Below are 12,640 nucleotides of genomic sequence, written 5' to 3'. Positions count from 1 at the left end.
AGGGACTCATCCGGCGATCGTTTGCCCGCCCATCACCGGCAGCACGTGCCCGGAGATGTAGCCAGAGTCTGCGTCGGAGGCGAGAAACACGTAAGCCGGCGCCACTTCCTCCGGTTGGGCAGGGCGGCCGATCGGCGTTCCTCCACCGAAATGTGCCGTGCTTTCGGCACTACGCTCCGCCGGATTCAGCGGCGTCCATACCGGCCCGGGGGCCACACAGTTCACGCGGATGCCCTGCGAAATGAGATTTTGCGCAAGGGATTTTGTGAATGCATGAATGGCGCCCTTGGTGGCCGAGTAGTCCAGTAGCCCCTTGGAGCCTTCCAGGCCGGTTTCCGAGCCGGTATTGATGATCGCGCCCCCGCGCGGCAGATGGTCGATGGCGGCCTTGGCAAGGTGGAAGTGCGCAAAGATGTTCGTGCGAAACGTATGCTCCCACTGCGCCTCATCGATCTCGTGGAGCCCGTCCCTGTGTTGCTGATAGGCCGCATTGTTGACGAGGATATCGAGCTTGCCGAAATGCTCCACGGTGCGCGCCACGGTTACCCGGCAGCAATCGGCCACCGAGAGGTCGCCTGGCAGCAGCAGGACACGCCGGCCGGCCCGCTCGATCGCCGCAGCGGTTTCCTCTGCGTCTTTCTGCTCCTGTGGCAGATAGGCCAGGGCCATGTCCGCGCCTTCGCGAGCGAACAGCACCGCCACGGCCCGGCCGATGCCGGAGTCTCCGCCGGTGATCAATGCCACCTTGTTCTTCAGCTTGCCGGCCGCCCGGTACTCGGGTGCGGCGTATCGGGGACGTGGCGCCATCGCGTGCTCGCGTCCCGGCGGTGAAATGCCCTGATCGGAAAACGGGGGTGTGGGTTGCTCTTGCATCGATAGCTCCTTGATAACCGGGATGAATCATCGGCGCCGCTAGCTGCGGATCGGATGTCGGGCCGTCCGGATAGCGTCCGGCTCACAGCGCGGTGACGCTCAGCCCTGGGTCTGTTTCCCGCTGAAGCTCGATATCGGTTTGTCGACGTCGCGGCCAAGTCCGTCCGAGAATGCCTTCAGCGCCTCCACCAGCGGAGCGGCTGCGCTCCAAAGGGCTTCGTCGTGCAGCAAGCGATAGGCGCCGGTCACGCCGGGGGCGGCGTCGTGCTGTTCCGTCGAATCGAAGTGGCTCAGGCGTTGCACCGCGTCGCGGATTGCGGAGGTGAGCTTGTACATGTTTGCGGGTTCAATCTGCGAAAGGCTCATCAATACCGCACACAGGTTCTGTATCGCATTGAGCGAGCCCGGCTGGCTGAGGCCGCGTACCAGTATCTCCATGAGATCGGCGTTCGCGCTGACCAGATCATTGGCGAGGCGCAAGACTCCGTGGCGATGCAGGGACTCCAGCAACCGATCGAGTTCCTCACGCGCCCCCGGTTCGATCGTCGGCGCAGGCGGCGTGTACTGAAGGGGTCTGGCCATTCGATTCGCTCCTACTGCTTCTGAGGCCGCGACAGCGGCGTCGGCGGTTCGGCGTAGTCGGGGCGTCGCCATTTCTGCTCGGCCTCCGGGCCGGTATTCGGAGTGCGGTGCCCATATCGGAAATTGTGGTATGGCAGGGCAGGGTCGCCCGCGGGCCGGTCGAGCTTTTCGATACGAACGGCGGTCTCCTTGTAGGCCGGCGTATTGACCACCGGATCGTGGTGCTCACCGGTGAGCCGGTTCATGTTCGGTTTGACGTGGTGGATCGGCATGAACACCGTATTGCCAGCGACGCGGTCGGTGACCACCACACGCAGCTCCAGTGCGCCGCGCCGCGACACCACACGCACCCAGCTGCCGTCCTCGAGCCCGCGTTCGGCGGCCAGCTGTGGACCGATTTCGACGAACCAGTCCGGCGACATCGGCTTGGTGCCGCCGTCCCGGCCACTCTGGTTGGTGGACTGGAAGTGTTCCAGCATGCGCCCGTTGTCGAGCATCAGGTCGTATTCGGAATCGGCATCCTCGGCCGGCGCCTGCCATTGCACCGGGTGCAGTCTGGCTTTGCCGTCCGGGAACTGGAAGCCGTCGGTGTACAGCAGGGGAGTATCCGTACCATCCTCGGCCACAGGCCATTGCAGCGACTTCCAACCCTCGAGCCGCTCGTAGCTGACGCCAGCGAACAGGTCCGCGATGCCGGCGACCTCGTCCATGATCTGCGACGGGTGCGTGTAGCCCCAGTCGTGGCCCATGCGGGCGGCCAGCTCGCTGAGGATCTGCCAGTCCGGGCGGCTGTCGCCGAGCGGCGGCATGACCTGATGGAAGCGCTGGATACGGCGTTCGGTGTTGGTGAACGTGCCATCCTTTTCGGTGCTGGGACAGGCCGGCAGCACCACGTCCGCGAACTGTGCGGTGCGACTCAGAAAGATGTCCTGCACCACCAGAAAGTCGATGTTCTCGAAGCCGTGTTGCGTGCTCGCGGCATTGGAATCCGAAACCGCGGTTTCTTCACCGATCACGTACATCGCCTTGAGCTTGCCCTTGCCGGCTTCGGCCACCATCTCGAAATTGTCGAGCCCGAAGTGGTCCGACAGGGCCTCCGGCGGCACGCCCCAGGCCTTGGCCCATTTCTCGCGCACCGCAGGCTGATCCACGTACTCGTAACCGGGATAGATGTTCTTGAGGCAGCCGAAGTCGCTGGCGCCCTGCACATTGTTGTGGCCGCGCATCGGGTAGCCGCCGGTGCCGGGTCGACCGTAATTGCCGGTCACCAGCAACAGGTTCGACAGCGCGGTGCTGGTGTCCGCACCCTGGCTGTGCTGGGTGATGCCCATAGCCCACAGCAGGCAGACGCTGCCGGCGCGGCCGATCATCTGCGCGGCTTCGATCAGCTGATCCTGGGGCACGCCGGACAGGTTTTCGGCCATCTCCAGGGTGAACGGCGCCAGCGATTCGCGATAGGCGTCCACGTTGTTGACCTTCTCGGCGAGGAATTTCTCGTCGGCGAGGCCGTGGTCGAGGATGTAGCGCGTCAGCGCGCAGACCAGCGCGAGGTCGGAACTCGGCCGGTTGCGCAGATAGATGTCCGCGCGTTCCGCCATTTCATGCTTGCGCGGATCGATCACGAGCAGCTTCTGGCCGCGCAGCTTGTGCGCGCGTTTGACCTTGGAGGCGATCACTGGGTGGTTTTCGCCGATATTGCTGCCGACCAGGACGACCAGATCGGCGCTTTCGATATCCTTGATCGAGCCGGCGTCTCCGCCGTAACCGACGGTGCGGAACAGACCCTTGGTCGCCGGGTTCTGGCAGTAGCGCGAGGAATTGTCGACGCTGTTGGTGCCGATGATCAGGCGCGCGATCTTCTGCGTCAGATAGGCTTCCTCGTTGCTGGCCTTGCTCGATCCGATGAAGCCGATGCTGTCCGGGCCGTGCGTGTCGCGGATTTCGACCAAGCGCCGCGCAACGAGGTTCAGCGCCTCGTCCCAGGAGGCTTCGCGAAAACGGGCGCCATCCGGACCCGCCTCGCGGATCAGCGGCCGTGTCAGACGCTCCTTGCTGTTGATGAAGTCCCAGGCAAAGCGGCCTTTCACACAGGTCGAAATGCCGTTGGCGGGAGCGTCGATCGTCGGCTGCACGCGCAGCAGATGCCGGTCGCGCGTCCACATCTCGAACGAGCAGCCGACGCCACAGTAGGTGCACACGGTTTTGGTCTTCTTGATCTCCGCCTGTCGCAACTGCACGTCCATTTTCGACAGTGCGGTGATCGGCGGCGCACCGACCGTTTCCTCCAGCGACTTGATGAGGTCGATCATTGGTCGCTTGAGACGCTGCGGCATCGCGGTGAACGGTCCGGCGTCCGGCTGCATCGATTTTTCGAGCAAGGCGTTGCACGGACAGACCGTCACGCAGTGCCCGCACTCGACGCAGCTCGACTCGCCGATCGGCTTGCCGCCGTCCCAGAGCACGCGCGGGTCGGGCGAGGAATAGTCGATGCTCAGCGTTTCGTTGACCTCGACATTCTGGCAGGCCTCGACGCACTGTCCGCACAAAATGCACTGGTCGGGGTCGTAGGTATAGAACGGACCGGACGCATCCTTTTCGTAGGGCTTGCGTGCATATGGATAGCGCTGGATCGCAATATCCATATCGGCGAAGGTGTTGTGCAGCTTGCAGTCGCCGGTGTTGTTCTCGCAGGTGGTGCAGTACAACTCGTGCTTGGCGAGCAGGCGGTCCATGCCTTCTTCGCGTGCGGCCCGGCTCGCGTCGTCGAGACTTGTGACCTTCATGCCGTCGTTCACCGTCGTCGCGCAACTGCGTTTGAGCTGTCCGTCGACGTCGACCCAGCAGGTGTCGCAGGTCTGCAGCGGGCCGAGTGCCTGGTGGTAGCAGACCTGCGGCAAATCCACCCCATTCGAGTTCATCAGTTCGACGAGTCGCTCGCCGGTTTTACCTTGCAGCGGCCGACCGTCGAGTTCGATCGTGCAGCGTGCTGGGTCTTTCATGATGACTTCCTTGGCAATCCCTGGTTAAGCGATGGCCGTCCAGGCTTTCGAAGCACCCTAGTTGTCGAGACTGAAATGTGACTGAATCCCTTCGCCGTTTCCCGGATTGGTGGCAGGCCGCCAATGAGTCGGGTTCGACAGAGGCGCTGGCGAGAGTGCCGGCCGTCCGGGAGGATTCCTGCGGCTATTCGGAATCGATCGAGTCACTGGCCGAGGAAGTTCCGGTGGCTCTGGTGTACAACGGCAGCTCGCACGCCGTGATGATGGCCACCCCGAAAGATCTCGGCGACTTCGCTGTCGGCTTCAGCCTGTCCGAGGGCTTGGTCGGCGAGGCGCGTGAGATTGAACTCGTCGACTGCCTGCATCTGGCGAGCGGGATTTCACTGCAGATGCTGATTCCGCAACATCGCTTTGCCACCATCGCAGGGCGGGACCGAAAACTGGGCGGTCGGACCGGCTGCGGGCTTTGCGGCACGGCGGATCTGGAAGCAGCGATTCGGCCGGTACGCACGGTCGCGAGTACGCCACCGCCGCAACGCCAGACCTTGCTCGATGCTTTCTCGCTGTTGCACCGCCAGCAAGCACTCAATGCTGCCAGCGGCGCGGTGCACGCGGCCGGTCTGCTGGTCGCTGGCGGCGCCCTCATCGCGCGCGAGGACGTCGGTCGCCACAATGCGGTCGACAAGGTGCTCGGCGCCGCCATCCGGCATGGGCTGCGTCCCTGCGTGCTGCTGGTCACCTCGCGCGCCTCCTACGAACTGGTGCACAAGGCCGCTCAACTCGGCTGTACGACCGTCGCGGCGATCTCCGGCCCCACGGCGATGGCTGTTCGTATTGCCGAACAGGCCGGTGTCAACCTGGTGGGTTTCGCCCGCGAGGATCGTATGACGATCTACCACCGGGCCGGCTGAGTACGCTCGGTTGCAACTTGCAGGAATCATTGGCGGCATCCGGACTGCGACTGGCGTCGATGTCGCCGGGCACGCCAAATGCACAAGACGCCGCATGTCCCGTACCCCGATCCGTCGAAAGCAGCAAGCATCCGCCGGTCGAGCGCGGAGCGCTCGCGGGCGAACCACATCAGTCTGCTCAGGCGCGCCGGATTCCCGGCGCGTTGGCCGCCACATGAAAGCGTGCCGCGGTGAGGCAGTCGCTGTCGCGCTCGGCGACCGTGCTGGTATTGCGCACGGCCACGTCGAGACCGTCGGGTTTGAGGTCGAACAGCAGATAGCCACGGCGTTCGCAATCGCCGTAGTGCACATGCGGATTGGCTTCGAGTTTGGGATTGAAGACCGAAGCCGGCATGCCCGGGGAGGTCAGCGAGGTGCCGGCGAACTCACTGGCGATGATTCGCGAGTCCGGATCGCTGAAGTCGGCTTTAACGTCCGAGGCGACCGTGGCGTGGATGTCGCCGCCGAGAATCACCGGATTGCCCGGCCTGCGCTTCTGCAGGGTTGTCAGCAGGCGTTCGCGTGCGGCCGGGTAGCCGTCCCAGCCGTCCGTGGACCAGACGGGACCGTCCGTTCCCGGCGAAGGCAGGGGAGACAGCAGCGTCTGCTGCACCACGAAATTCCAGCGAGTCCGGCTCTGCGCCAGCTGGCGGTCCAGCCAATCTTCCTGGTCTGCTCCCAGCATCGTGCGCTTCAGGTCGAGCCGTTCCGGGCAGTCCTGATCCTTGGCGGCGAACACACTGCCGCCCATGCCCGGACGTGAGCAGGCGATCGGCGATCGATACTGGCGATCATCCAGGATGTGAAAGCCGGCGAGCGAGCCGGCCTGCAAACTGCGATTGAGTGCCAGACGTCCGTTCTTGAGCAGCGCGGACATCGGCAACGGCATGTTTTCGAAGTAGGCCTGCAAGCCGGCGGCGCGACGCGCCACAAAGCTGGGGTCCAAGCCTTCGCCTACATCATCGGCCCAATCGTTCATGACTTCGTGGTCGTCCACGGTCATCGCCCAGGGGGCGGACTGGCGCATCGTCTGCAGGTCGGAGTCCACGCCGTACTGGGCGTAGCGCGCACGGTACTCCTCCAGACGGTAGGGCTCGGCGTGCGCGTGCCGCCGAACCCGCCCGGCGGCGGCGTTGTATTCGTAGATGTAATCGCCCACGAACAGCACCAGGTCGGGGGCATCGGCCTGCATGTGCCGATAGGCCGAGAAGTAGCCCATCTCGAAGTGTTGGCAGGAGGCAAGCCCGAAGCGCAATTGCGACATCGCCGCGCCCGGTGAGGGCAGGGTGCGCGTGCGGCCCACCGGGCTGGTCTCCCCGCCGGCGATGAAACGGTAGAAATACCAACGATCCGGTTCGAGCCCGGTAACCGGAACATGGGCACTGTGGCCGAGCCCGGCCATCGCGTACCAGGTGCCGCGTTGCACCACCTTCGAGAAGGCCTCGTCGCTGGCCACTTCCCAGTCCATCGGCACCTGCATCACGCCCATGCCGCCGTCATTCATCGGGTCCGGGCACAGCCGCGTCCACAAGCTCATGCCGGATTCCGAGGGGAACCCGGAGGCCACGCCCAACTTGAAGGGATAGTCGGTAAACAACACCTCGCGGCTCGCGGCGCCAGCGCTGGGCAGATTCCAAGGGGCAAGCGCCGCTGCGAATATCGTCTTCAGCAACGCCCTTCGCCTTTGTGATTGTGGCATCCCGCGGATGCGTTCCAGACGTTTCAGCGTAATTGAATCCAAGTCTGACATTCGGGCTTCCGGACTGATTGGCAGCGATGCAACTGTGGGGCAGGGACGCTGCAAAGGCGTGAACGCTTCTGTCGCAGGCAGGAATCGTTCCGGATGGGGCCGCACCGCGGCCCGCGAATTTCGCCAACACGGCCTCAACGGCATTGGCGTGGCCGACCTTATGCGTGCGGCCGGCCTCACGCACGGCGGGTTCTATGCGCACTTTGCCTCAAAGGACGAGCTGATCGCCGAAGTGATCACCGCCGCGCGCAGCGAAGCTGGCGAATCACTGGGTGGGGAACTGGGCAGGCAGTCGGAACAGGGCCGCGCCGCCGCCACGCTTCGGACATAGCGGCTGCCGATGAAGATGAAAGTGCTGGCGAGTCGCGCCAGCAGGCGCCAGCAGGCGATGGGTTTGCTGGCGGCGTTGGTCGGCGCCGTGGTGCTGGCACGTGCCGTGGACAGCGAGGCGCTCTCCAGTGAAATCCTGAGGTCCACTCCCTGAGGTCCACTCGGCAATTCATCGCGAACGGGCTGGCGGCAGATACACCCGGAAAATAGTTGGTATTACTGCGTTTTCAAGCGCGGATGCGGCTCGCTACCATTGAGGCTTGGTACATCGCTTGTTCCGGAGGGCTGCTCATGGATCTGACGAACAGGACCGCGATCCTGGTCATCGACGTACAGAACGATTTCTGTCCCGGCGGCGCCTTGGCCGTGAACAACGGCGACCTCGTGGTGCCCGTCATCAATCGACTGCTGCCAGCCTTCGAGGTCTGCGTATTCACCCAGGACTGGCACCCACGCGATCACCAGTCATTCGCAGCCAATCATGGAGATTGCGAACCATTTTCAACCCTGGACATGCCATACGGCACCCAGCTGCTGTGGCCGATGCACTGCGTGCAGGACACGGACGGCGCCGACTTTCATGAAGACCTCGATATCGATAAAGCGCAAATGATCGTGCGCAAGGGCTTTCGTCCGCACATCGATTCGTATTCTGCGTTCTTCGAGAACGATCGCCGGACGTCCACCGGCCTGCATGGGTACCTGCACGAGCGCGGCGTCGATTCGATCGTCCTGGCCGGGCTGGCCACCGACTACTGCGTCGGCGATTCCGCCCTTGACGCAGCGCGCCTGGGTTATGAGGTCACGCTAATCGAAGACGCATGTCGCGCCATCGACCTGGAAGGCTCACTGGCCACCGCAATCCGCCACATGCGGGAGGCCGGAGTGAAGTTCGCTCACAGCGAAACGCTTTGATTCAAGCTCACGCACTTAAGCTGGCGCCAAGCCACGGGGTCCCTGAATTATTACGCATAATAGATATTATGTTAAGTTTTATGTTCGTATCGGGAGTTTGAGGCGCAGCGAAATGGAAAGTTTGCCTGTTGACACGATTTGCAGCTCGCAGCGACATGATTCGACGCTCGCACCGACATGATTTTTTGCTTTGGTGGAGCAACAAATCTGGTCGGCGGCATGCGCCCGGAAGAACGACCTGATCTGGAGCTTCTCGGCTCGAGAGCTCCATCATGACTATCGACGGCTTCGCCGCCTCTTAGTCGCATCTCCGCCAACCCGCTCCGCGAGAGCGGCGTCGCGCAGACGCTCGACTTCCAGCTTTATTGCTTCTTGAGTCGCCAAAGCGTTGGCTTGCTGATCAACTTTGAGTCGTGCCCCGTCCAGTTCACGTTCGAGACGACTGACCGTCCGTTTTGCCAAACTGGCATCCGCCGCCCGTCTATTCTTCTCCTCAACCAAGCGCTCCATTAGCCGTTTCTCGGTTGTCCGCTCCGGCCCAACGGCTGCGGTATCGAGCTAATGTCCGCACCTATGTCGGGCGCGGACATTAAGCGGTCTGCGCCGATGCGCGCCCAGTTCCGCCGCAGGATTTTCACCAGGGCTGTTAAGTTCTCAAAGCCCCTTGAGTGAAATGAGGTGATCGAAGCTGATGGCGTTGATGAAGAGGGCTTGTGAGAGGTTGGGGTCGTGCCCGGATACGGGTAAAATTGGGTCATAGCGTGCTGCAACTGTGTGACACTGCAACAAAATCGTGTTCGCGGTTGGTCTTGGTCACCATCGTTCGTTAAGCTCAAAGCCGCCCTCTCTCTCGGATGGTGGCCATGGCGAATCTTGAGCGCACCGCGTACCCGCGGTTTCCTCGTGTGATCACGACACGCGACCTGCTCCGGTATTACACCCCCGATGCGGACGAAGTGGAATGGGCTTCGGGCTTTGCTCGTAGCGATGCGGGCCGCTTGGGCTTGATCGTGCTGCTCAAGACGTTTCAGCAGTTGCATTACTTTCCTGCCTTGGAGAGCGTGCCGGCTGAGATCATCGGCCACATTCGGACGGTGTTGAACCTGAAGCCAGCCACGGCGGCTGACTATCGGGGCTCCAAGACCCTCTATCGGCATTTCGCGGCCGTCCGTACCTATCTCGACATCCAACGCTACTACGGCAAGGAAGCACAACGCATTGCCGTGCGTGCAGCGTATGAAGCGTCCGAAGTCATGGACCAGCGTGTTGACGTCATCAATGCAACGATCGAAGAGCTGATCTATCGCCGGTACGAGCTGCCGGCGTTCTCCACGCTGGACAGGATCGCCGAAGCCGCGGCCGTGACTGCGCAAGAGCGCCTGTATGACAGCGTCAGCGCGGGTCTGACGACCGAACGTCGGGATTTTTTGGACAGTCTGTTGGCCACCGACTTCGCCCAGCGGCAGTCGGCTTTCCAGGCGATCAAGGCCATCCCCAAGCGGGCGACCAAAAAGCACCTCGAAGCCGTTCTCGATCAGTTGGCGTGGCTGAAGACACTGGGCGACGTGGATGATTCACTCCGCGATGCCCCCGTGAACAAGATCCGGCACCTCGCCCACCAAGCCGCTTTGCTCGATGCGGATGACCTCAAACGCACAGTACCTAGCCGGCGATACGCCCTGATGCTCGCACTGATTCACCGCATGCGGGTTCGCGCACGCGACGATCTCGCGGAAATGTTCATTCGCCGCGTGAGTACGCTGCACAAACGCGCCAAGGAAGAACTCACCGCGATTCAGATGCACCAACGTGCGATGGCCGAACAGCTCGTCGCGAAACTGGACGATGTCCTGGCGATCCTCGCGGAGGAAAAGGAAGACCCTGCTGCCGGACGTCGCATCCGCGCACTGCTGACGCCGGACGGCAATTTGGAGGGGTTACGCGAAGACTGTGCGGCGATTCGTCTATCGGGCGGTAGCAATCACCTGCCATTGCTCTGGCGTTTCTTCAGCAGTCATCGTGCAGTGTTGATGCGGCTTGCGCGCACGCTTGATTTCGTCTCGTCGACGCAGAACCAATCGCTCATGGAAGCGTTGGCCATCGTGCTGGCCAACGAAGGTCGCAAAGCCGAATGGGTTTCCGACGCGGTGAATCTGCAATTTTGCTCGGAACGGTGGCGCAAGCTCATCATGCGCTCTGACGATGGCCCGTCCGTCAATCGTCGCTACCTCGAAATGTGTGTTTTCTCGCACCTGGCCAGCGAGCTCAAATCCGGTGATACCTGTGTGGTGGGATCGGAGGCCTTCGCCGACGTCCGAGAGCACTTGCTGCCATGGGCGGAGTGCGAAGCGCGCCTCGCCGATTTTTGCGCCAAGGTCGATATTCCACCCTCAGCGGCGGCATGCGTCAGCGAGCTGAAACAACGGTTGACCGACACGGCGGCACGCATCGACGCCGCGTTTCCCGAACTCAAGGGAGATGTGGCGATCGGTGCCGATGGCGAGCCGGTGCTGCGTCGCGTCCAGGCGCGGGATATCCCGGCGTCGGTGATTGCCCTGCAGAGTGCACTCGGCCGTGAACTCCCCACGCGGAACCTCCTGGATATTCTGGCCAACATCGAGCACTGGACGCACTTCACGCGGCATTTTGGCCCGATATCGGGGCACGAGCCGAAGATCAAACAGGCCACCGAGCGTTATCTGCAAACGGTCTTCGCTATGGGGTGCAACCTGGGGCCCAACCAAGCCGCGCGCCATTTCGTCGGCGAGGTCAGCCCGCATATGATTTCGCGGGTCAACCGCCGGCACGTCACCGTCGAAAAGCTCGAAGCCGCCACTCGCGAACTGGCTGAGCTCTATCTGCGCCTCGATCTTCCGCGGCTCTGGGGTGACGGCAAGAGCGTCGCGGCCGATGGCACGCAATATGACTTCTACGATCAGAACTTGTTGGCGGGCTATCACTTTCGGTACCGCAAGATGGGTGCGGTGGCCTATCGTCATGTCGCGAATAACTACATCGCGACCTTTCGGCACTTTATCCCGCCGGGTATCTGGGAGGCCGTCTACGTCATCGAAGGCCTGATGCAAGCCAAGCTGTCGGTCGAACCCGACACCGTGTACTCGGACACGCAGGGCCAGTCGGCCACCGTGTTTGCGTTCACGTACCTGCTCGGTATCAATCTGTTGCCGCGGATACGCAACTGGAAGGATCTCGATTTCTTCCGTGCCGACAAGCAGACCCACTACAAGCACATCGACTCGCTCTTTCATGGCGCAATCGACTGGACGTTGATCGAGACCCACTGGAAGGATCTCCTGCAGATTGCTATCTCGATCCAGGCGGGCAGGATCGCCTCCCCGATGCTTCTGCGCCGGCTCGGTGCGAGCAGCCAACGCAACCGCCTTTTTCTGGCGGCGCAGGAGCTCGGGCGCGCCCACCGCACCGTCTTTTTTGTTGAACTGGATCGGTAGTTTGCCCTTGCGCCAAGAGGTCACGGCCGAGACCAATAAGATCGAGTCGTACAACGGCTTCGCGAAGTTCTTTTCGTTCGGCGGCGACGTGATCGCCGAGAACGATCCAGACGAGCAACAGAAGCGTCTTCGGTATAACGATCTGATCGCCTCGGCCGTGATCTTGCAGAACACCGTGGACATGATGCGCGCCCTTCAAAAGCTTGCTGATGAAGGTCTCGCGGTGTCGGGACACGACGTGGCCTTTTTCTCACCCTATCTGACCGGCGGCGTCAAACGGTTTGGTGACTATCGCCTTGACTTGAAGCGACCGCCCGAACCGTGGATTCGTGACCGCCTGTTCAAGGATGCCGCCAAAGCCGCGCGGGCGACGACCCTAGCAACGGAGCAAGCGAATGACCCAGCGATCGAATAGCACGGGGCGGATCGACGCCGCGTCGCCCCGCGGGGGTGTCGACGTCATAGGACTTCAAAAATTGCGCGCGACCTTTGATACGACTCACCTGTTGCGTGCGGTCGATGATCTCGACACCGTTCGCGCGGTCCTGGTCGATCCGGACGAATTACGCGCCGATCTTCTCCGGTTGCATGGGATGGCGCACACCCTGATCAACGGGGGAGCCTTATCCGCGACGAGCGTCGATGAAACCATCACCGAGTTGGCGGCAGACATTGAGGCCGAGCTGGAGAGCATGAGCGCCTTGCTCCTGACCATCCGACAACGGATACGGCCACTTCTGACGCTGACCCCTGACGATGGCTAATGGAGGA

9 protein-coding genes and 1 pseudogene are annotated in these 12,640 nt (G+C 62.4%); 6 read left to right on the top strand and 4 right to left on the bottom strand.

Going from position 1 to position 12,640, the window contains the following annotated elements; genetic code table 11:
• Nucleotides 1-6 precede the first annotated feature (6 nt).
• The 3 genes from RM530_RS12590 to fdhF all read right to left on the bottom strand — a co-directional run bounded on the left by RM530_RS12590 (nt 7) and on the right by fdhF (nt 4,454).
• The gene (locus tag RM530_RS12590) at nt 7-873 is read right to left on the bottom strand and encodes an SDR family oxidoreductase (protein ID WP_311365561.1); all 867 of its coding nucleotides are present in this window, start codon (nt 871-873) and stop codon (nt 7-9) included.
• A 99-nt stretch (nt 874-972) separates the two neighbouring features.
• Entirely contained in the window at nt 973-1,455 is a 483-nt protein-coding gene (locus RM530_RS12585) for a helical membrane plugin domain-containing protein (RefSeq protein WP_311365560.1), read from the bottom strand.
• A gap of 11 nt (nt 1,456-1,466) precedes the next feature.
• A complete protein-coding gene (gene fdhF / locus RM530_RS12580; RefSeq protein WP_311365559.1) occupies nt 1,467-4,454 on the bottom strand; it encodes a formate dehydrogenase subunit alpha in 2,988 nt (995 codons plus the stop codon).
• Nucleotides 4,455-4,531: 77 nt separating this feature from the next.
• Here fdhF and fdhD point away from each other — a divergent pair, with 77 nt between their 5' ends.
• Nucleotides 4,532-5,365, top strand: a complete 834-nt coding sequence (gene fdhD, locus RM530_RS12575) for a formate dehydrogenase accessory sulfurtransferase FdhD (RefSeq protein ID WP_311365558.1) — start codon at nt 4,532-4,534, stop codon at nt 5,363-5,365.
• 178 nt (nt 5,366-5,543) lie between these two features.
• Here the strand turns inward: fdhD and RM530_RS12570 are convergent, their stop codons facing one another.
• Entirely contained in the window at nt 5,544-7,076 is a 1,533-nt protein-coding gene (locus RM530_RS12570; RefSeq protein WP_311365557.1) for an alkaline phosphatase D family protein, read from the bottom strand.
• 34 nt (nt 7,077-7,110) lie between these two features.
• Between RM530_RS12570 and RM530_RS19015 the strand changes: the two genes are divergently transcribed.
• From RM530_RS19015 to tnpC, 5 genes and pseudogenes are all read left to right on the top strand, one after another.
• A complete protein-coding gene (locus RM530_RS19015) occupies nt 7,111-7,485 on the top strand; it encodes a TetR/AcrR family transcriptional regulator (protein ID WP_311365556.1) in 375 nt (124 codons plus the stop codon).
• A gap of 9 nt (nt 7,486-7,494) precedes the next feature.
• Complete coding sequence (locus tag RM530_RS19010; RefSeq protein ID WP_311365555.1) at nt 7,495-7,638, top strand: hypothetical protein; 144 nt, start codon at nt 7,495-7,497, stop codon at nt 7,636-7,638.
• A 137-nt stretch (nt 7,639-7,775) separates the two neighbouring features.
• Nucleotides 7,776-8,399 (top strand): bifunctional nicotinamidase/pyrazinamidase, encoded by a 624-nt coding sequence (gene pncA, locus RM530_RS12555; RefSeq protein ID WP_311365554.1) that lies wholly within the window; start codon nt 7,776-7,778, stop codon nt 8,397-8,399.
• A gap of 863 nt (nt 8,400-9,262) precedes the next feature.
• Nucleotides 9,263-12,284, top strand: a pseudogene (locus RM530_RS12550) (Tn3 family transposase).
• Nucleotides 12,265-12,633 carry a Tn3 family transposase post-transcriptional regulator TnpC gene (gene tnpC, locus RM530_RS12545; RefSeq protein ID WP_068205447.1) on the top strand — a complete coding sequence of 123 codons (369 nt, stop codon included), beginning with the start codon at nt 12,265-12,267 and terminating at the stop codon, nt 12,631-12,633. Before RM530_RS12550 ends, tnpC begins: the two are co-directional and overlap by 20 nt.
• Nucleotides 12,634-12,640 lie beyond the last annotated feature (7 nt).

Origin of the sequence: Banduia mediterranea (assembly GCF_031846245.1) — a bacterium.
GTDB lineage: Bacteria > Pseudomonadota > Gammaproteobacteria > Nevskiales > Nevskiaceae > Banduia > Banduia mediterranea.
Note: the sequence above shows the minus strand (reverse complement) of the source record. Positions and strands in the feature narration are given on the sequence as shown.